The organism is Enterobacter sp. DVT3837 (genome assembly GCF_056238685.1).
The window spans coordinates 126,628-147,319 of record NZ_JBWDLA010000004.1; the positions used below are offsets into that span (position 1 = coordinate 126,628).

12 protein-coding genes and 4 pseudogenes are annotated in these 20,692 nt (G+C 53.5%); 11 read left to right on the forward strand and 5 right to left on the reverse strand.

Annotated elements, in window-relative coordinates; all coding sequences use genetic code 11:
- Window positions 1-19 precede the first annotated feature (19 nt).
- The gene (locus tag AC0XWG_RS25120; protein ID WP_475681164.1) at window positions 20-2,482 is read right to left on the reverse strand and encodes a bifunctional diguanylate cyclase/phosphodiesterase; all 2,463 of its coding nucleotides are present in this window, start codon (window positions 2,480-2,482) and stop codon (window positions 20-22) included.
- A 41-nt stretch (window positions 2,483-2,523) separates the two neighbouring features.
- Between AC0XWG_RS25120 and AC0XWG_RS25125 the strand changes: the two genes are divergently transcribed.
- The 9 genes from AC0XWG_RS25125 to AC0XWG_RS25165 all read left to right on the forward strand — a co-directional run bounded on the left by AC0XWG_RS25125 (window position 2,524) and on the right by AC0XWG_RS25165 (window position 15,730).
- Window positions 2,524-3,221 (forward strand): IS1 family transposase gene (locus AC0XWG_RS25125; RefSeq protein WP_223216367.1). Its coding sequence is split into 2 segments (ribosomal slippage): window positions 2,524-2,773 and window positions 2,773-3,221, totalling 699 coding nucleotides; the frame shifts between segments, so codons are not numbered across the junction.
- Between the two features lies 1 nt (window position 3,222).
- Window positions 3,223-4,104 (forward strand): IS5 family transposase, encoded by an 882-nt coding sequence (locus AC0XWG_RS25130; protein WP_475681165.1) that lies wholly within the window; start codon window positions 3,223-3,225, stop codon window positions 4,102-4,104.
- Window positions 4,105-4,385: 281 nt separating this feature from the next.
- Complete coding sequence (gene bcsO / locus AC0XWG_RS25135) at window positions 4,386-4,973, forward strand: cellulose biosynthesis protein BcsO (RefSeq protein ID WP_047028230.1); 588 nt, start codon at window positions 4,386-4,388, stop codon at window positions 4,971-4,973.
- Window positions 4,964-5,767, forward strand: a complete 804-nt coding sequence (gene bcsQ, locus AC0XWG_RS25140; protein ID WP_025760128.1) for a cellulose biosynthesis protein BcsQ — start codon at window positions 4,964-4,966, stop codon at window positions 5,765-5,767. Before bcsO ends, bcsQ begins: the two co-directional genes overlap by 10 nt.
- Window positions 5,768-5,784: 17 nt before the next feature.
- Window positions 5,785-7,899 (forward strand): UDP-forming cellulose synthase catalytic subunit, encoded by a 2,115-nt coding sequence (bcsA, locus tag AC0XWG_RS25145; protein ID WP_025760129.1) that lies wholly within the window; start codon window positions 5,785-5,787, stop codon window positions 7,897-7,899.
- Window positions 7,896-10,190 (forward strand): cellulose biosynthesis cyclic di-GMP-binding regulatory protein BcsB, encoded by a 2,295-nt coding sequence (gene bcsB, locus AC0XWG_RS25150; RefSeq protein WP_047028231.1) that lies wholly within the window; start codon window positions 7,896-7,898, stop codon window positions 10,188-10,190. The genes bcsA and bcsB overlap by 4 nt, the downstream gene beginning before the upstream one ends.
- Before the next feature lie 13 nt (window positions 10,191-10,203).
- Entirely contained in the window at window positions 10,204-14,244 is a 4,041-nt protein-coding gene (locus AC0XWG_RS25155; RefSeq protein ID WP_475681166.1) for a cellulose biosynthesis protein BcsC, read from the forward strand.
- On the forward strand, window positions 14,244-14,723 hold the full coding sequence (gene bcsD, locus AC0XWG_RS25160) for a cellulose biosynthesis protein BcsD (protein WP_025760132.1): 480 nt from the start codon (window positions 14,244-14,246) through the stop codon (window positions 14,721-14,723). Before AC0XWG_RS25155 ends, bcsD begins: the two co-directional genes overlap by 1 nt.
- A gap of 8 nt (window positions 14,724-14,731) precedes the next feature.
- Complete coding sequence (locus tag AC0XWG_RS25165; protein WP_025760133.1) at window positions 14,732-15,730, forward strand: family 8 glycosyl hydrolase; 999 nt, start codon at window positions 14,732-14,734, stop codon at window positions 15,728-15,730.
- Window positions 15,731-15,856: 126 nt separating this feature from the next.
- Here the strand turns inward: AC0XWG_RS25165 and bcsG are convergent.
- A pseudogene (bcsG, locus tag AC0XWG_RS25170) lies at window positions 15,857-16,588 on the reverse strand (cellulose biosynthesis protein BcsG); the annotation flags it as partial.
- Here bcsG and AC0XWG_RS25175 point away from each other — a divergent pair.
- Both AC0XWG_RS25175 and AC0XWG_RS25180 read left to right on the forward strand, forming a co-directional pair.
- Window positions 16,588-17,154 (forward strand): annotated as a pseudogene (locus AC0XWG_RS25175) (IS3 family transposase); the annotation flags it as partial. The pseudogenes bcsG and AC0XWG_RS25175 overlap by 1 nt on opposite strands.
- Window positions 17,155-17,426: 272 nt before the next feature.
- A pseudogene (locus AC0XWG_RS25180) lies at window positions 17,427-17,654 on the forward strand (IS110 family transposase); the annotation flags it as partial.
- Between the two features lie 94 nt (window positions 17,655-17,748).
- Here the strand turns inward: AC0XWG_RS25180 and AC0XWG_RS25185 are convergent.
- The 3 genes and pseudogenes from AC0XWG_RS25185 to AC0XWG_RS25195 all read right to left on the reverse strand — a co-directional run bounded on the left by AC0XWG_RS25185 (window position 17,749) and on the right by AC0XWG_RS25195 (window position 20,040).
- Window positions 17,749-19,094, reverse strand: a pseudogene (locus AC0XWG_RS25185) (ISNCY family transposase).
- A gap of 206 nt (window positions 19,095-19,300) precedes the next feature.
- Entirely contained in the window at window positions 19,301-19,786 is a 486-nt protein-coding gene (locus AC0XWG_RS25190; protein WP_013087269.1) for a GNAT family N-acetyltransferase, read from the reverse strand.
- Window positions 19,774-20,040, reverse strand: a complete 267-nt coding sequence (locus tag AC0XWG_RS25195; RefSeq protein ID WP_007869691.1) for a type II toxin-antitoxin system TacA family antitoxin — start codon at window positions 20,038-20,040, stop codon at window positions 19,774-19,776. The genes AC0XWG_RS25190 and AC0XWG_RS25195 overlap by 13 nt, the downstream gene beginning before the upstream one ends.
- Window positions 20,041-20,692: the final 652 nt, after the last annotated feature.

Below are 20,692 nucleotides of genomic sequence, written 5' to 3' on the forward strand. Positions count from 1 at the left end.
ACAAAAGGCTGCCTCATCGCTAACTTTGCAACAGTGCCTCTAAATTTAACACATCAAGCGCGACAGGCTTCCCGATGAAATACCCTTGCGCCTCGTCACAGTGATAATGTTTAAGCCTTTTCAACTGCTCCGCCGTTTCCACGCCTTCAGCGGTGACAGCCAGCGAATAGGCTTTGCCAAGGCCGATAATATTCTCAACGATGATTTTGGCGTTTTCCGATTCCTCCATGGCGAACACAAAAGATTTATCCAGCTTTATTCCGTCGAACGGGAAGCGTTTCAGATAGCTTAATGCCGAGTAGCCGGTTCCAAAGTCATCAATCAAAAAGCGTACGCCGATATCCTTCAGCTGCTTCATGGTTTCCAGCGTGATATCCGGATTGGAAATCGTCACGTTTTCGGTAATTTCTAACTCCAGCCGGGACGGTTTAAGCCCCGATTTTTGCAGCGCAGCCTTTACCCGTTTCGCCAGGCCACGGGTATTAAACTCCACCGCCGAAATATTGACCGAAATAACCAAATCGGGCGAGAGATGCACCATATCTTTACAGGCTTTCTCCAGCACCACATCACTCATGGCAACGATCAGGCCCGTCTCTTCCGCAAGCGGGATGAACTGATCCGGCATCAGTAAACCGAGACGCGGATGCTGCCAGCGAACCAGTGCTTCGACAGCAGCGATACGCGAGGTTTTAATGTCGTAACGGGGCTGATAAACCAGCTGAAACTGGTCTGTGCATAACGCTTCACGAAACTCTTTTTCCATTTCCCGGCGCTGAATTAAGTACTCGCCCATGTTGGGTTCGTAAAACACCCAGTTATTGCGACCGGTATTTTTCGCTTTATACAATGCGATATCGGATAACCGAATCAGATCGCTGGCGTTCATTGCATCCTGAGGCGCCAGTGCAATCCCCATACTCACGCTGATATACACTTCATTGCCGTTAACGATAAAAGGCCGGCTTATTTCACTGGCAATGCGCTGGCAGAGCGTCTCTATGTCTTTACGCACATAAATATCCGGCAGAATAAGGATAAACTCATCTCCGCCCTGCCGGGCAACCAGATCGATTTTACGGGTACAGGACCGCAACCGGCTGGCGACTTCATTGAGTAACGCATCGCCCGCATTGTGGCCGAATAAATCATTTACCGGTTTGAATTTATCCAGGTCGAGGCTGATCATGGCCAGGGGATGATCCGGATCGGGTAAAGAACGCAGCTCACTTTCCAGAAACTCTTTCATTCTGACCCAGTTTGGTAGGCCGGTTAATTCATCATGCCGCGATAAATACTCGGCACGCTCCTGCGCCTCCACTTCCAGAGTGACATCGGTCATCGTACCGCGAAAGCCCATAGAACCATCATCCATAATGGCGCGCTTCGCCACCACATTGCAGTAACGCTGATGGCCCTGAGCTGAGAAATAGCGGGCCTTTTTGAGCGTGTAATTACTGCTCGTCTGCGGATTCAGCAGCCAGTGATGAAAAAGGATTTTGTCGCTGTGGATGAAATCCAACATGTTCCGCCCAAGCCAGTCGTCAGAATGATGACCGGTAACGCCGGAAAAACGGTCGGATAACCACGTTAGCCGTGCCTCGCTGTCCGCTTCCCAAATCCAGTCGGTGGTGGCTTCAATGACGTCGCGAAAGCGTCGTTCACTTGCCGTAAGCGCTTGTCGGCTTTGCTCAAGCAGGAAAACATTTTCGTCATTAATTTGCGCTTTGATTAACGCACCACGCCGCATCAACCAGGTAAATGCAATGGTCGATAACATCAGAATGATGATTAACGGCAGCTCCCGGTTCATCAGCGCTCTGCCCGGATCGTCGCTTCGCCACTCAATCAGAACATCGCCATTATCAATGGGTAAAATAAGCTGAGCTTCCCGGTAGTCGGCTTTCAGGTGTGGCTCCATTCTGCCGAACGTATGCGCATTATGAATGCCGTATTCGTTGCCCATTTTCTCCAGTTTAACGGGCGTTAACACGTCGGCGAAAATCAGTACCGAGGCATCTTCCGCCACCGGCGTGATGCTTTCATCGTCTCCCGACGTGATCCGGGCCGCCGCCAGTAAGGTGAGTTGCCCGTTGGTCATCATAAGGCGTGAGACGGCTTTACCCTGGCTTTGTGAGAGGTCGTTAAAAAGTTCTTTGGTGATGTTCCGGTTAAGCCATTTCTCGAAAGGCTGGCTGACAAGATTTCCTTCAATGACGCTATAACGCGTCTCCCCGGCGGGAGACAAAACAAATACGCCTTCATACTGGTAATTCGTGTAAAGCGATTCACCAAGGTTCTGGCTGTCCCATGCCCATTTAACATTCACCTGCTTGTGCAAATTATTATACGCTTCGCCCCAGTCGGCATTATCCATTAAATTTGTGCGTATCTTTTCCTGCCGGTTAGTGAGGGCTTTTTGCAAAAGTAAACTGCTGCGCGCGTCTGCTTTATTATTAAGATTATCCGGTAATGGTGCCAACTTACTGATTTAGTGTACGATGGTGTTTTTGAGGTGCTCCCGTGGCTTCCATCTCCATCAGTTGTCCCTCCTGCTCAGCTACTGAAGGCGTGGTGCGTAACGGTAAAAGTACTGCCGGACATCAGCGCTATCTCTGCTCTCACTGCCGTAAAACATGGCAACTGCAGTTCACTTACACCGCTTCTCAACCCGGTACGCACCAGAAAATCATTGATATGGCCATGAATGGTGTTGGATGCCGGGCAACCGCCCGCATTATGGGCGTTGGCCTCAACACGATTTTACGTCACTTAAAAAACTCAGGCCGCAGTCGGTAACCTCGCGCATACAGCCGGGCAGTGACGTCATCGTCTGCGCGGAAATGGACGAACAGTGGGGCTACGTCGGTGCTAAATCACGTCAGCGCTGGCTGTTTTACGCGTATGACAGGATACGGAGGACGGTTGTGGCGCACGTCTTCGGTGAACGCACTCTGGCCACACTGGAGCGTCTTCTGAGCCTGCTGTCGGCCTTTGAGGTCGTGGTATGGATGACGGATGGCTGGCCGCTGTATGAATCCCGCCTGAAGGGAAAGCTGCACGTAATCAGCAAGCGTTACACTCAGCGAATTGAGCGGCATAACCTGAATCTGAGACAACATCTGGCAAGGCTGGGACGGAAGTCACTGTCGTTCTCAAAATCGGTGGAGCTGCATGACAAGGTCATCGGGCATTATCTGAACATAAAACACTATCAGTAAGTTGGAGTCATTACCCAACCGTGGCTCCCTCACTTTCTGGCTGGATGATGAGGCGATTCAGGCCTGGTATGAGTCGGCAACGCCTTCATCACGAGGAAGGCCCCAGCGCTATTCTGATCTCGCCATCACCACCGTTCTGGTGATTAAACGCGTATTCCGGCTGACCCTGCGGGCTGCGCAGGGTTTTATTGATTCCATTTTTGCCCTGATGAACGTTCCGTTGCGCTGCCCGGATTACACCAGTGTCAGTAAGCGGGCAAAGTCGGTTAATGTCAGTTTCAAAACGTCCACCCGGGGTGAAATCGCACACCTGGTGATTGATTCCACCGGGCTGAAGGTCTTTGGTGAAGGCGAATGGAAAGTCAGAAAGCACGGCAAAGAGCGCCGTCGTATCTGGCGAAAGTTGCATCTTGCTGTTGACAGCAACACACATGAAGTTGTCTGTGCAGACCTGTCGCTGAATAACGTCACGGACTCAGAAGCCTTCCCGGGCCTTATCCGGCAGACTCACAGAAAAATCAGGGCAGCCGCGGCAGACGGGGCTTACGATACCCGGCTCTGTCACGATGAACTGCGCCGCAAAAAAATCAGCGCGCTTATTCCTCCCCGAAAAGGAGCAGGTTACTGGCCCGGTGAGTACGCAGACCGCAACCGTGCCGTTGCTAATCAGCGGCTGAGCGGAAGCAATGCACGGTGGAAATGGACAACGGAATATAACCGTCGCTCGATAGCGGAAACGGCAATGTACAGAATGAAGCAGTTGTTGGGAGATTCACTGACGCTGCGTGACTACGATGGTCAGGTAGCGGAAGCTATGGCCATGGTGCGTGCGTTGAACAGGATGACAAAGGCTGGGATGCCAGAAAGCGTGCGTATTGCCTGAAAATCCAGCCAGCTACAGGGTCGTTCGCACGAAATCTTATTTATTCAACAAAGCCATTAACTACTTTAATGATTTTTAGGGAAAAAAAAGATAGCATGTGTACAGGTGAAATTTATATATTTGCTAGAAATAAACAGCGTGTTAGCACTGGTGTCCAAAGCATCTACGTACCCACACAACAGGCGAGCAGCCTAATTATAAAACGAATCTACCAATAACTGATCGCTCAGGTTATGTAGGTGGTGGGTATATAGTTTATTTTGTAAATCATGAGTATAGCTATGAACCATTATGATGATTTGCAGAGGTTTAAGGATAAGACCCGCAACCAAAAATACGAATTCAAGGATCTGTCGGCGCAGAACCTCTCTCCTGACCATGGAAGTTGGGCGATCATGAATCAGCTAGCTCCTGCAACAGAGGAGTCTAAACTGGCGATGGGTGGTCACGTTTCGCTGCCGCAACCGCAGGCTGTCGCCCCGGATGTCTTCGCGAGCGACGAACGTCATGAGCGCGTCGAAAGTATCGATACTATCGACAGTATTGAAAGCGCCGAAACCAGCACCGAAACCAGCACCGAAAGCGTTCTTCCTCCTGTCGACACAGACTTACCGGCGGTGACCGCCCCGTCTATTTTCCGTGAAGTTGCCGGACAACTTGCATCGCAATCGGCGGCACCCGTTGCGCCTTCTGCCCAACCGGCGGCTAACCCGGTTGTACCAACGACCACCACCGCACCTGCTCCGTCTGCGACAGCGCCTGCTGATTATTCCCGGCTGTTTGCAACGAAAGCGCCAGAAGCAAAACCCACCGTAGAAAAAAACCAACCTTTACAATCTTTGCTAGAAAGGATCGCTTCATGCCGTTGATTTGTGTTTGTTCACCGAAGGGTGGTGTTGGGAAAACGACGCTCACGGCTAATCTGGCTTACGCCCTTGCGCGTTCTGGCAGTAAGGTCCTGGCGCTGGATTTTGACGTGCAGAACGCACTGCGTCTGCACTTTGGCGTGCCGCTGTCTGACGAGCGCGGTTATGTCGCCAAATCAGCCGAGTCCTCGGACTGGAGTCAGTTCGTATTGACCGCAGGCGGGAATATCTTTGTGTTGCCTTATGGCGAAGCCAGCGAAGATCAACGCCTGGTATTTGAAGAACGTCTGACGAATGACGAACATTTTCTAATTCGTGGCCTCAACACGTTGCTGAATTATCCGGGCCTGATCATTGTGGCCGATTTTCCTCCCGGTCCCTCTGCTGCATTGAAAGCCATGTCGCGCCTGGCCGATCTGCATCTGGTCATCATGCAGGCAGATACCGCCTCTCTTTCCCTGTTGCCTCACGTTGAAAATCACCGTCTGACCGGGGATGTCCTCAATCGAAAAGCGGGCCATTACTTCGTGCTCAACCAGAGCGACAACCGTCGTCAGGTCAGCCGGGATGTCACCGCATTTATGGAACAGAAATTAGGTAATCAACTTTTAGGCGTTATTCATCGTGATGAAAGCGTCATAGAAGCGAATGCCTCGCAGCAGTCGGTTTTCGACTTTAGTCCTGCATCCGCCGCTGCATTCGATATCGAACTCATTGCAAAAAGAGTCGCCGGAATCTTAGGCGTAAAAATCGGAGACGGCACGGTTCACAGTAAACCGAAAATGTCTGGCTTCTAATTCGCGCAGGGCAACCTATGAAAAAGTTCCTTTATGTTTTGCTGGTACTGGCAATGCTACCTGTTGCGCTGCTGGTCATCATTACGCCTATGGACAGCCAGAAACAGTATATTTTTGGTCTGCTCAGTATCGGTGTGCTGTTTTTAATGGGGTTTAGCAAAAAACGCAGTGTGTCTGTCATTATGGTGGTCATGTCGATTTTATTATCGACGCGCTATATGTATTTCCGCCTGACGCAAACCCTGCATTTTAATTCCGAAATTGAAACCATTCTTGGGATGGGGCTGTTTCTGGCGGAGGTCTACGTCTGGGTCATGTTGCTGCTGAGCTATCTGCAGACGGTCTGGCCGTTAAAACGCGAAATTGTGCCGCTGCCGGATGATATGACCCAGTGGCCGACGGTGGATGTCTATATTCCTACCTATAACGAACCACTGGATGTGGTGCGTGATACGGTGCTGGCGGCGCAATGCATTGATTATCCTAGCGATAAGATGAATATCTACCTGCTGGATGACGGCAAACGCCGCGAGTTTGCTGTTTTTGCCGCAGACGTTGGCGTCGGGTACATCACGCGTAACGACAACAATCACGCCAAAGCCGGTAACCTCAACCACGCCATGAAGCTGACGCAGGGTGAGTTGATTACCGTGTTCGACTGCGACCACGTTGCGACACGCATCTTCCTGCAGGCGACGGTGGGTGGTTTCCTGAAAGATCCGAAACTGGCGCTGGTGCAGACACCGCACTATTTCTACTCGCCGGACCCGTTCGAGCGTAACCTCTCCGTTGGACGTAACATCCCTAACGAAGGGTCGCTGTTCTACGGACCGATTCAGCAGGGCAACGACAACTGGAACGCCACCTTTTTTTGCGGCTCCTGTGCGGTGATTCGCCGTAGCGCGCTGGAAGAGATTGGCGGTTTTGCCGTAGAAACCGTTACCGAAGATGCTCACACCGCACTCAAGTTGCAGCGCCGTGGTTGGGGCTCGGCATTCCTGGATATCCCACTGGCTGCCGGTCTGGCGACTGAACGTCTGGTGCTGCACGTTATCCAGCGTACCCGCTGGGCGCGTGGGATGACGCAGATTTTCCGTCTGGATAACCCGCTGTTTGGTCGCGGCCTGACTATCCAACAGCGCCTGTGCTATCTGAGCGCCATGCTTTACTACCAGTTCGCGCTGCCGCGTATTGCGTTTTTGACCGCGCCGCTGGCCTATCTGTTGTTTAACCTGAACATCATTCACTCCTCAGCGAGCCTGGTTTTCGCCTATGCGCTCCCGCATCTGTTCCTCGCGATTTACGTCAACTCGCGCATGAACGGGCGGCATCGCTATAGCTTCTGGGGGGAGATCTACGACCTGGTGCTGGCCTTCCACATTGCATTGCCGACTGTGGTGACGATGTTTTTCCCGAAACGCGGCAAATTCAACGTGACCGACAAGGGTGCGCTGCTGGACGTGGGGTACTTTGATTTTAGCGTGGTGCGCCCGCATTTGATTATCGCCCTGCTGCTGGCGGCCGGAGTGATTGCCGGTATCGTTCGCGCCTGTGCTCATGACTACTTTGGCGTGGATCCGCGCGTTATCGCCCTAAACGTCGGTTGGGGGTTGTACAGTCTGATCTTTCTGTTGGCCGCGATTGCCGTTGCGCGCGAAACCCGACAGACGCGCAAAACCATTCGTATTGATGCGGAAATCCCGGTACTGCTCCACCATGCCAGCGGCGTGGTGTCGCGCAGCCATACCGCTGACCTGTCGATGGGCGGCTGCCGTATTGTGGCACCGGATGATCGCCATCTCGATGATGAGATTGAAGAGATTGAGCTGCTGCTGCAATCCGGCGCGATCCTCATTCCGGTAAAAACCATCGCCACGGATGAAGAATCGATTCGTCTGATGTTTGAAGACATCCCGCTCGCCCGCCGTCGTGAACTGGTGCGCGTGGTGCTCTCCCGTGCGGATGCATGGATTCACCCACCGAAACCTCAGGACAACCCGTTCCGTTCGTTGGGAACCATTATGCGTTGTGTGTTTGACCTCTTCTGGCTGACCTGGAAAGACCGTCGAGAAAATCGCCGTTTGCGCGCCAGCCAGGACCAGGCCGCTTCCCAGGAGGAGGGCAACGCATGAAACGTCTGACAACACTGGCTGTGCTGGTCGGCGCACTTTTTATGATGCCGCTGCATGCCGAAGACACCTCCATCGAGTCGCTACTGAAATTAAACGAGCCGGCGGAGACGCCACCCGTGCCGCCGCCGGGCGCACCGGTATTTATTCCTTCGGTGGTTAACAGCATCAGTCTCGCGCAGATGGGTTTCCCGGAAGGGATTTCCCTGACGGGTGGTCAGTTCCAGGGGGGCGCCTCCTTTACCCTGCCCGTGGACCAGGTGATTACCACGGCGCGCCTTGAACTGAACCTGAAAGTGTCGCCCGCGATGGTGGCGCGCAATGCCACCATGCAGTTGATGCTAAATGGTCAGCCGCTGGGGACGGTACCGCTGACCGTGACCGACAGCGACACCGCGCGTTATCAGTTGGATATTCCCTCCGCACTGATGGTGTCGAGCAACAACCTGAGCTTTAAAATCAACGATGGCGATGCCATGCAGTGCCAGCGCGACCTGAGCGATAAATATCGCGTCACCATCATGGCGGATTCCCGTTTCGAGCTGGAAGGGCAGCAACTGGACATTGGCGCTGATTTAAGCCACTTCCCGCGCCCGTTCTTTGACAGCATGCAAATGACCCCGGCGGCGATCGCCATGGCTTTCCCGGCGAAGCTCAGTGGCGATACCTTAAGCGCCAGTGCGCTGATCTCATCGTGGATGGGGATCCAGGCAGACTACCGTGGCGTGTCGTTTGCCGCCTATCATGACCGCTTGCCGGAAAAGAACGGCATCCTGATTGGTCATCCGGGCGAGCAAATTGGTGGCCTGACGCTGCCGGCTACCGAGCAGCCGCTACTCAAAGTGGTCGATAACCCGGCAAACCCGGTTTATAAGCTGCTGCTGGTGGTGGGTAAAGATGATGCCAGCCTGCGTGCGGCGGCATGGCGTTTAACCCGTGGCAATTTCGCCATGCAGACGCCGTCGGTGGATGTCACCACCCAAACGATCCCGGCGAGTAAACCTTACGATGCGCCGCGCTGGATCCCTACCGATCGTCCGGTAAAACTGTCAGAACTGATCCGTAAAGATCAGAGCCTGACCACCACGGGGCTGTGGCACGATGCGTTGCGCGTAGCATTCCGTGCGGCACCGGATCTGTTCCTGTGGGATGGCGAAACGATTCCTCTGCACATTGGTTACCGTTTCCCGACGGAAAGCTGGATTGATGAAGACCGTTCGTGGCTCAGCATGACCATGAACGATACTTTCCTGCATAACCTGCCGGTGAATAAGCAGGGGGCGCTGGAAACGTTGTGGCATAAGCTTGGCGGTGATGCGCGCCAGGAGAAGTTTGATATGCCGCTGGAGCCGTACATGATCTATGGCGACAACCAGCTCTCGCTGTACTTCAACATTCAACCCAAGGCGAGCGCCCCGTGTAGCGTGCTGCTGAACAATAACATTAAGAGCCGTATCGAAGACGACTCGTGGATTGATCTCAGCCATACGCGTCACTTCGCGCTGTTGCCGAACCTCTCTTATTTTGTGGGCGCGTCCTTCCCGTTCACCCGGCTTGCGGATTATTCGGAAACGGTGCTGATGCTGCCGGAAAAACCGACTGAAACGCAGATTGCCACGCTTTTAGATATGGCGGCACGTTCCGGTAACGCGACGGGAACGGCGCTGGGCCGCAACCGCGTGTTGCTCGGCGTACCCACTGGCAGGGCGGGTGTTGAACTGCTAAACGACCGCGATGTGCTGGCGGTCACGGGCCTGGATCAGCATGACTTTAACCGCGCGATCCTCAATACCTCGCCGTTTGTGATGCACGACTCGACGTTGGGCGTACGTGAGCCAACGACCTGGGAGCGTATCAAACGCTGGATAGCAGGGGACTGGGCATCAGACGGGCTGGAAGCCGACCGCTACTTCTCCTCCAACGAAGCTTGGCGCGGGTTTGTCAGCTTCCGTTCACCGTGGAATAACGATCGTCTGGTGGTACTGGCTATCGGCAGCAATGACGAGCAGCTCTCACGTCTGCACGGTGACCTCGCCTCAGCGAAAATTAACGCCGGGATCCGTGGCGACGCAGCGGTGATCACCAATGAGAACGGCGTGCGCAGCTTCCGCGTGGGTGAGCAGTTCCCGAGTGGCGAGATGCCAACGCAAATGCGGGTGATTTGGTATGCAAATCAGCACTCGGCGCTGCTGGCGATTTTAGGGCTGCTATTTGGTTGTATCGTTGGCTCGGTGCTCTTTGTCTGGCTGAGAAACCGCGCGAAACGACGTCTGGATTTGGACAACCGCAAATAAGAGGGTGACAAGAATGATGATAAAAACCGCCCGCCGTTTGACGACGCTGTGCCTGTCCAGCGTGCTCACTTTCGGTATACCAGGGCTGGCCCATGCCGCCGCGAATGATGCCGCGCTCAAAGCCTTATTTGACCAGGCGAATTACTGGCATGAGAAATCCCACGATGACCTGGCGATGGAGTCGCTGCGTAAAGTGTTGATGGTGGATGCCAATAACACCCAGGCGATGTACCTGATGGCGTTATGGGCGCAGCAAAATGGCGATCTGCAAGTCTCGTCCCAGTGGCGTTCGCGGCTGGCGCAGGTTTCTCCTGACGATCCGGGGTTGCAGGCGCTGGATAATGCCAAACAACTGACGCAGGTTCCGCAGGGGCAATTGAGCCTTGCCCGCCAGCAGGCGCGCAGCGGTAACGTACCGGCGGCGCTGGCGACCTGGCGCAGCATGTTTAACGGCGATACGCCGCCACCCAGCCTCGCCCCTGAGTACTACCAGACGATGGCGGGAGATAAAACTCTTTATCCGCAGGCCGTGTCGCAACTGAAAAATTTCGTGATGCATAACCCGCAGGATACCTCGGCGCGCATTGCACTCGGCAAAATCCTGACCTGGCGTGAAGAGACACGCCGCGACGGCATTTTGTTGCTCGAACCGATGGCCAGCGGCAGTAAAGAGGCCGATGACGGGTTGCGTCAGGCGCTGTTATGGCTGGGGCCGCAGGCAGGCGATGAGCGCTTCTACGACACCTGGCTACAGCGGCATCCGCAGGATACTGATGTCCAAAACTATTACCGTAAAAATGTCGGCGGCGCGGCGAAAGGCGCGGGCTATACCGCGCTGAACAGCGGTGATAACAGTGCGGCAAAAAACAAATTTGAGCAGGTGCTGCAAACCAACCCTAACGATGCTGACGCCCTTGCCGGGATGGGCTACATCGCCCAGCGTAGCGGTGATTACAAAGCGGCGGCACAGTATCTGAATCGGGCAGCCAGTCAGGGCGGGGATGCTTCTGATGAGCGTAAAAATCAGGCCGCAGACGCGGCGTTTTACGGTCAGCTCGCCCAGGCTCAGCAGGCATTGAAAGAGGGTAATATTAGCCAGGCGCTGGCGCTTTCGGCCCCGCTGGCACAAGAGAGCGGGGAGCGTGGCACGGCAGGAAAACTGTTCCGTGCTTCTGTACTGCGGCAGAACAAAGACTTTTCGCAGGCCGAACAGACCCTGCGAGGTCTTCTCAACGAGCAGCCGCAGAACGCCCCGGCAAGGGAAAACCTCTATTACGTCCTGCGCGACCAGAATAAAACGGAAGAAGCGCAGGCGATGCTGCGCACTTTACCCGCCAGCCTGCAGGAAAAACTGCAGCCGCGTGTGGTCGCGGGGGCGCCTGGCGATCCGATTCGCCGTCAGGCACAGCAACTGGTCCAGGCCGGTAATACTGACCAGGCGATTTCGGTACTGCGCCAGGGCGTTGCCCGCGTGCCGGATGATCCGTGGTTGCGTCTTGACCTTGCCCGCCTGCTGCAAAAATCCGGGCAGGAAGGTGAAGCGGCCACGGTGATGATCCCGGCGGGTCGCGATGGTGCTAACAGCAATTCACTGTACGCCGCTGCGCTCTATGCCAGCGAAAGCGGGGCCTGGCAGCAGGCCAACTCTCTGCTGGCGCGTATTCCGCCGTCCAGCCGTAATAGCCAGATGCGCGATCTGGCGGAAAGTGTGAATTACAACCTGCAAATGGCGACGGCAGAACGTTACCTTTCACAAGGGAACATGACCGCGGCGTCCAATACGCTGAAAGCGCTGGCCAGTCAGCCGCCGAAAAGCCCGGTCGATGCAGGGAAACTGGCGCGGATGCTTGCCCGTTCGGGTGACATCACCACCGCCGTATCGCTGGTGCGCAACAGTATTAAAGATGGCGTAGAAGGCAACGCCGGGGATTATGCCGATCAGATAGCGGTACTGAACCAGGCGGGGCTTACTCAGGAAGCGCAAACCCTGATGTCGAACCCGGAGCTACAGGCGCGCAGTACGCCTGCTCAGCTTGCGGGGATCCGCAATGGCTACGTGATTAATGAAGCCGACAAACTGCGTGAAGAGGGCAACTACGCCGCGGCGTATGACAAGCTGATCCGTGCGCTGCAAAGCGACCCGCAAAACACCGATTTGATGTTCGCCATGGGCCGTCTGTACCAGACAGGCAAAATGAACAAAGAAGCGGGCGTGCTCTATGACTACCTGATGACCCGTGATACCGAGGATCAGGCGGCACGTGTGGGGGCTATCGACGTTGCGCTGTCCGAGAATAACGTGCAGAAAGCTACTACCCTTGCCAGCGGTCTGCGTAGCGACAGCTCACCGGAACGCATGCTGTTGCTGGCGCGTCTGGAAGAGGCAAAAGGCAACCACCAGCAGGCGATGACCTACTTACGTAGCGCACGCGGCAAGCTGGTGGGGCTGGAGTCGTCTAATAGCGCCGCTACGCCGACGATTGGCGGCATACTGTTGGCAGATAATCCGTTTACTACCACCAGTAAAACGCCGCCGCAGTCGAGTTCTCCACAGGCGTTGTACGGCACTATTCTGCCGTGGCAGGTCGCGCAAGTGGCTCGTGAGCCGGGGAGCAGTTTACCGGGCACAACCCGTACCGATTTGCCGGTCGAGACCGCGCAAAGCCGCACGCTGCGTCAGGTTGATAACATGATGCAGGAGCTTGATGAGAAGAAAGGGATGTGGTTGCAGGGCGAGGTCGATATCCGTGGCCGTGACGGTGAGTCGGGCACCAGTAAACTGACCGAAGCCAAAACGCCGCTGACCTGGTCAAGTTCGCCGTTTGGTGAGTCGCGCTTCGAGTTTACCGCCACGCCGATCACCCTGAGTGCCGGGAGTGCTTCTGGCGATGCCTGGCGACGCTATGGCTCGAACCCGCTGGCGAATGCGGCATCAAATTTAGCATCGACAATCAATAATGAGATCAATTCGCTGGCGAGCATGACAGCAGATCAGAAAGCGCAATATTTGGTGTTGCATCCGGCTGCCGCTGCATTGGATGGGCTTAGCGAGGTCTCTTCGGCCGATTTTGGTCAATTCACATCGAGAGGTTTGACGAACCTTGCCGCGCTAAATGCCGCAGAGGGGGGGGCGCTACGAAACTATCTGAACCGTTCCTCACTAAAGGCTGACGTCTCGCAGCCAGGCGATGTTTCAACAGACTCGCAAAATGGGAACGGTGTAGAGCTTAATATGGCGCTTAGCGGTGACAGCTATCGCCTGGATATTGGCAGCACGCCGCTGGGCCAGGATCTGAATACACTGGTCGGTGGGGTGAAATGGTCACCTAAGTTATCTAACTACCTCTCATTGATCTTCACCGGCGAGCGCCGCGCCGTGACTGATAGTTTGCTCTCGTATGTTGGTTTGAAAGACGCTTACTCAGGCAAAACCTGGGGCCAGGTGACTAAAAACGGCGGTACCGTGCAATTAAGCTATGACGACGGTGACGCAGGCTTCTTCGTTGGCGGTGGTGGTTACAGTTACATTGGTGAAAATGTGGCGAGCAACACCAGTATGAACGCAGACGCCGGAGTCTATCTGCGCCCATGGCATGATGATTTCCGTCAACTGCAAACAGGTTTAAGCGTCAGTTGGATGGATTTCTCGAAAAACCTCAGTTACTTCACTTTCGGGCAGGGCGGCTATTTTAGCCCCCAAAATTATGTCAGCGTGTCATTGCCAGTTGATTTTTCACAGAAAATTGACAACTGGAAGCTTAGCCTTGGAGGCTCTGTGGGGTATCAATCCTACACCCAGGATGCTAGCAATTACTTCCCGACAGACTCCGCAATGCAAAGCGCTTTAACAGATTACGTGAAAACTGGTTTTGCAAAAGAAGCGCAGTACGGCAGCAAATCGCAAAACGGGATTGGCTATACCTTCCGGGCAGGGATTGATTACAACCTGAACAAGAACATGACCGTCGGCGGTAGGGTCGGTTACGACACCTTTGGCGACTATAACGAAAGTACTGCCGGGATCTGGTTCCGCTATATGTTGGGAGATAAATAATGACGTCGAGTACGGCTAATCCTTTACTGCTGTCTTATTTTCAACGGCAGCAAACGCCGGCCGGTTGGTTTGACCTGCTGTCGGTAATGGTTGATGGCATGGTGAGAAACGTGGGGGAAGCGGAAAGCCAACCCTTCTTGCGCCAGATGGGGGCATCGCTGGCGGAACGTTTTCCTCTGCCTGCCTCACAAACCATCGGCGAACTCGAAACCAACATCAACGCGCTGCTTGCGGAGTTTAATTGGGGCTATATTGATATTGATGCCAGCGAAGAGGGATTATCGTTCCGCCATCAGGGGTTACCGGTCTCCCGGGATGAGAACAGCCAGACGCGTTGGTGTTACGCATTTTGCGCCATACTGGAAGGGCTTTATTCCCGTTGGCTGCAGGGACAGGGCGGGCAATCGCATCTCGCTTTTAGCCGCGAACGGCTTTACTCCGTATCGGACGTTGTGTTCCGCTACGCTAACCCACAATGAGTCTGAGTATGTTTAAACGCGTTTTCGCCATGATGGTGATGATGGTTAGTGTGCTTTTTTCCTCGTTTTCACAGGCGGGACAGGCCTGGGAAGCGTACAAAGCGCGCTTTCTGATGACGGATGGCCGTATTGTTGATACCGGCAATAAAAACGTCTCTCACACGGAAGGCCAGGGTTTCGCCATGCTGATGGCGGTGGCCAGCAATGATAAAGCGGCGTTTGACCGCATCTGGGGATGGACAGATAAGACGCTCAGGAACAAGGACAATGGTCTGTTCTACTGGCGTTTTAATCCCGTCGAGCCGGATCCGATTGCCGATAAGAATGACGCAACGGATGGCGATGCGTTAATTGCATGGGCGTTGTTAAAAGCCAGTCAGCGCTGGAATGATAACAGCTATGCCACCGCATCGGATGCCATTACCCAGGCGATGATTAAACATACGGTGATCAATTATGCGGGTTATCGGGTGATGCTGCCGGGGGCGAAGGGGTTCAATCTCAACAGTTATGTGAACCTGAACCCGTCCTATTTTATCTTCCCGGCATGGAAAGCGTTCGCCAACCGTAGCCATCTGGTGGTCTGGAATGATCTGATCCGTGATAGCACTACACTGCTTGGCAAAATGGGCTGGGGTCAATCGCATTTGCCTACCGACTGGGTATCACTGTCGGCGGATGGCAAACTGAGCCCTGCTAAAGAGTGGCCGCCGCGCATGAGTTTCGACGCCATTCGTATTCCGTTGTATCTCTCATGGTGGAACCCGCAAAGTTCGCTGCTGACGCCGTGGCGCAACTGGTGGCAGGGTTATGATCGTAGCCGCACCCCGGCCTGGGTGAACGTTACAACCAACGATACCGCCCCGTACAATATGAATGGCGGTTTGCTGGCGGTACGTGATTTGACGATGGGTCAAACGTCTGGCGAGCCGCAAATCAACGCACAGGATGATTATTATTCTGCCAGTCTGAAAATGTTGGTCTGGCTGGCACAGCAGCAACAGTAATTTTCCGCTTTTCCTGGTGATGTCTCCTCACCCTCTCCCTTGAGGGGTGAGGAATCCCCACAAAAATGCGAGCACGAACGGTCCCCTCTCCTCTTTGGGGAGAGGGCCAGGGCGAGGGGAAATAACCTACTGCGGATAGGGCACCCAGTCGCCGCCGTTCAGCCGAACATACGGCTTATTCTGGTACTGAATCACCACGGCGTTAGCATTTTCTGAAACCGGTGCTGTCTGCGGCAGGCCGCTGGTCAACTGATCCCAGTTCACACGATCTTCGGTGAATATCTTGCCATCCAGCACGCGTGTTACCAGTTCTGATATCGCCAGGAAGCTGCTCGGTTGATTGATCTCAATCGCAGGCCCTTCATGCGGCGCCTTCATACCAAAGAACTTGATTGCCGTTGGGACGTGGGTAATTGATGGGCTTGGAATATCACGCAGGCCGGAAACCTGCATCTTGTCGCCCTGCAGCGCCGCGCCATGTTCCGGCACCATCACCACCATCACCTTACGCCCGGATTTCTCCAGTTGCGTGAAGAAGGCATCCAGCTCATCAAACAATTTCTGGGCGCGAATTTTATAATCCGCCGTCTGGCGCACGCCGGGGAAATGGTTACCGTCGTGCAGTGGCAGCAGGTTATAGAAGGTCGCGGTACGCTGACCATTATTGTTCGCCTCGTTCTCCATCCAGCGGTTCAACACGGCGGTATCGTCATAGACCGGGGAGCCATCAAACGACAACAGAACCGGCGGCAAGCCTGCCTGATTCATCAACGGCACCTGCACGCCGCCGTTGTCGCGGATCTCTTTGAGGAAATCACCAAACACGCCGTTGTGATCCATCATCAACTGTTGGGTGAATCGGGAAACTCAGGGCGCGTTATCCTGTGGCCACTCTCTGCCATGTGTTCGGGGTTCATCGCAGCAGCTACAAATACTGGAAAAACCGTCCTGAAAAGCCAGACGGCAGACGGGCTGTATTACGCAGTCAGGTACTTGAACTGCATGGCATCAGCCACGGCTCTGCCGGAGCAACAAGCATCGCCACAATGGCAACCCAGAGAGGCTACCAGATGGGGCGCTGGCTTGCTGGCAGACTCATGAAAGAGCTGGGGCTGGTCAGTTGCCAGCAGCCGACTCACCGGTATAAGCGTGGCGGTCATGAGCACGTTGCTATCCCGAATCATCTTGAGCGACAGTTCGCCGTAACGGAACCAAATCAGGTGTGGTGCGGTGATGTGACCTATATCTGGACGGGTAAGCGCTGGGCGTACCTCGCCGTTGTTCTCGACCTGTTCGCAAGAAAACCAGTGGGCTGGGCCATGTCGTTCTCGCCGGACAGCAGGCTCACCATGAAAGCACTGGAAATGGCATGGGAAACCCGTGGTAAGCCCGTCGGGGTGATGTTCCACAGCGATAGTAATAATGCCGATGTCAGTCTTTACCACCACTTAGTTTGCCGTTTAACCAGATTGGTGTGATTACTGATGCAGTGAAGACCTTCCCGCATCCTGACTCACACAGCGATCGACCTTTTGTGTCCTGCCCTGGACCCGTCGGTTGCCGGAAGCGCCTTCATGCGAGGCATCTCCTCACCGATGCGCGTGACTCAAGAAGGGCCTGACGGCTTGTCTCGTTACTGTCCTGTCCGGGTTATCTGTCTGGAGATTCAACTCTGTTTCCTCACAGGAGCTCTGTCATGGTTGATAAAGTTACCGAAGCTGCCGTTGTGGGTGGCGTGGATACACATAAAGATTTGCACGTTGCCGCTGTCGTAGATCAGAACAATAAAGTCCTTGGGACTCAGTATTTCTCCACAACACGACAAGGTTACCGGCAGATGCTGGCATGGATGACCTCGTTTGGGACATTAAAGCGAATTGGTGTTGAGTGCACAGGTACCTATGGTTCCGGTTTGCTTCGTTACCAGTCATAAAACCAACCGGCGTCTTTTCAGAAGTTTGCACTTCATCACATAGCGGTGGTTAAATTCGCTACATAAGCCCAAAAAGAGCAGGGGACTAACGTTTCAGGCTGGCCCTGAATTCCGCTGGGTTTGCCAGCACCGGATTGATAGCTCTTACTTGTTCCTGCACCCGGGCCTGTGCCCGCCTTTTAGGCATCTTCTTGCTACGGTCCCGTTTCCCGTCCCGCTCCAGTTCGTCCATCTTGTCCTGAGCGAGTTTCAGAACAGCCCCAAGACGCTTGTTATCAACGATTTGCCCCTGGTCGACACATTCCAGTTTGTCGAACACCTGATATTTGAGTGAACGGTAACCGTATTTGAATGCCAGCGTGCCGTCCGGATAGTCGAAGACTGTTATTTTTTCGCCAGCGATGCGAGTATTTTCTTCACTAGGTTCAACCAGATATATCATTTTGTCATAGCGGAATGTCAGCGTTTTAGACAGCTTACGCAGTTCCTGCCAGGCAAAGATATCATCCAGCTCTTCGTTGCTTTCAGCCACGGTTCGGTGCAGATCTTTGGGGTATTTTGCTGGTCTAGCGAAGCGACGATTGAAGTCGGCAATGAAGGTATCCAGCCAGGCGTTGGCTGCTTCAATACTGCTGATTCCCTCGAGACACATATCCTTGATAAGCCGATCCTGAAGTGTCTGATTTGCTCGCTCTACGCGGCCTTTAGCCTGCGGACTGTTGGCACAAATCAGTTCGATCCCCAGTTCAGAAAGCACGCGGCCAAACTGGGTAACACCGGTTGTGGTTGAACCACCATTATTGACCCTGAAAATGCCGTGCTTGTCGCTGTAGAACGCAAGGGGCTTGCCGTGTTGCTCGAGATACTCGCGGGTGGCCATCATGTAATCAAAGGCTGATTCAGTCTCACCAAAGCGAAGGTGCATCAGGCGACCAGTCGCGTCATCAATAAAGACGAGCAGGCAGCATTTGGGGGCACGTCCTTCAAACCAGTCATGCGGGGAACCATCGATCAGAACAAGTTCTCCGAGGCAGTCACGCCGGTATCTGGGTTGATGAACACGTGGCCTGCGACGTGAGTATGGGACCCAGAGTCCTCAGCCGTCATCCATTTTCTGAGCGTTTCAACAGACACCGTGATGTTATGGCGTTCGCGCAATTTTCCTGCGGCAAGCGTTGGTCCAAAGTCGCTGTAGTTATCGTGAAGTAAAGAAAGTACACGCAGCTTCAGTGACTCAGGAAGCCTGTGATTACCGGGGTGTCCACGCCGAAGGTTTGCCCGACCTGCGGCACCAGACTCACGAAAACGGTTCATTAACCGCTGTGTCTGACGTTCGGTCAGAGCAAGCTGATGAGCAGCATCACGACGGCGCATGCGTTTATCAACAACTGACTGAATGACGTTGATCCGGCTGAGTTCTTTATCTGACATGGTCACAAGCATCCTGATGTCTCCATGGCCTGAGGATTGGATCCTTTATGCCAGAAAAAGTGACATCACTAAATGGGTTAAAAGTGACATCAGAATATTGCAGTTACAAAGCCGGTTCGCATAACAAAGATTATGTTAAATTCAATGGTAAAATCATTATAAATCAATATCTTAAATATCGAACAAGCCCCTTTCTTCCTCAAACCTCACTGTGGTAACTTTAAAAACAATGTCCGTTCCTGAGTTTGTGATGCCTTAAAGCCATGGTGAAGATAAAAGTTTTTGGCTTCTTCAGTCAGTGCATGAACCATAATCGCACGGACTCCAATATTCTCAGCTACACGGTAACAGCGCAGAACTGCATCATGCAGTAAATCGGCCCCGAGCCCTTGGCCACGGTATGAAACATCAACTGCCAGGCGAGCAAGTATGATTACGGGAATTGGATCTGGCATATTGCGCCTGAGGCTTCCCATTGCTTCCACGTGGTTAACGCTGCCGGTGGCCAGAGAGTAAAAACCGACAACCTGTTTAGTGTCTCTTTTACAAACGACGAACGTTCGTGCTGCACCAAGAGCTTGGTTTTTTAATCCCCTCTGTTTAAGCCAGTCATCAAGTACTGCCTCACCACTGACGAACTCTGCTAGTTGATGGGAGCTGGATAATGGTTCTGGTGCTGTTACACGTCCCACTGAGGTTTCCTTGCCAGAAGTTTATCAATAGCCGCCTCATCCGAAACCGGTGCATCGAGCATATCGATAAACTCTGCATACTGCTCATCGTTAAAATTAAATACGCGACGATCGAGGATCACATTCTCCGCAGCCTGACATGCCATTTCCAGGATGAAGTCCGTGCGTGATTTATGGAGAATCTCTGCTGCAGCATCAATAAGTGCTCTTTGAGATTCTTTAGCTCTAAGGTTGAGCTGAACATCTGATTTCATGAGTGCGCTCCTTGTATAGCGATTGCTTTACAAGCATATCATATGGATTCTGTATAGCAAAAGCTATACGGTTTTTTAAGTGCAGTGAACATACGAAAGAGTCAACTTGCAACTATTAGGTAAAGCTCTTCCTCTAAATTATTTTCCTTGCTCTGGCCTACCAAATCAAACCCAACGCCCTGAATTTACTGCGTGCGATGCTTGCTAGCAGTCTCATCCGGACAATTAGCATGAAAACTATGGATTGTTATCTGGTCTAACATCTGGAAAAGTTACTGATGAGAAGGTAGTATTCGGATCGTCAGCGATCGTCTTGTGGTGGGACAGATTGTTGATTCAGATTACTTTTGTGTCCTAACTCAAACTGACGGTTTGACTGCTTTGTGGTGAGGCAGGCGGGTGGCAAAAGATGGTTTTACGGAAGAAATGCGGACTTCCGGAAACAGACAGGGACAGGACGTGTCCAGTAAAACGTTCAGGAGCAGGTAACGGGATTTCCCGGAGCCTGAATGCACAAACCCCCCGACATCTGTCATCATCTTGGCGGAAGACACAGATATCAGGGGGTCCAAAAGCAGGCGCGTGGCCTGTGAAGGATTATAACGCATGCACCACATAACACAACACCCGGCCGCCATAAGAACAGGCCGCC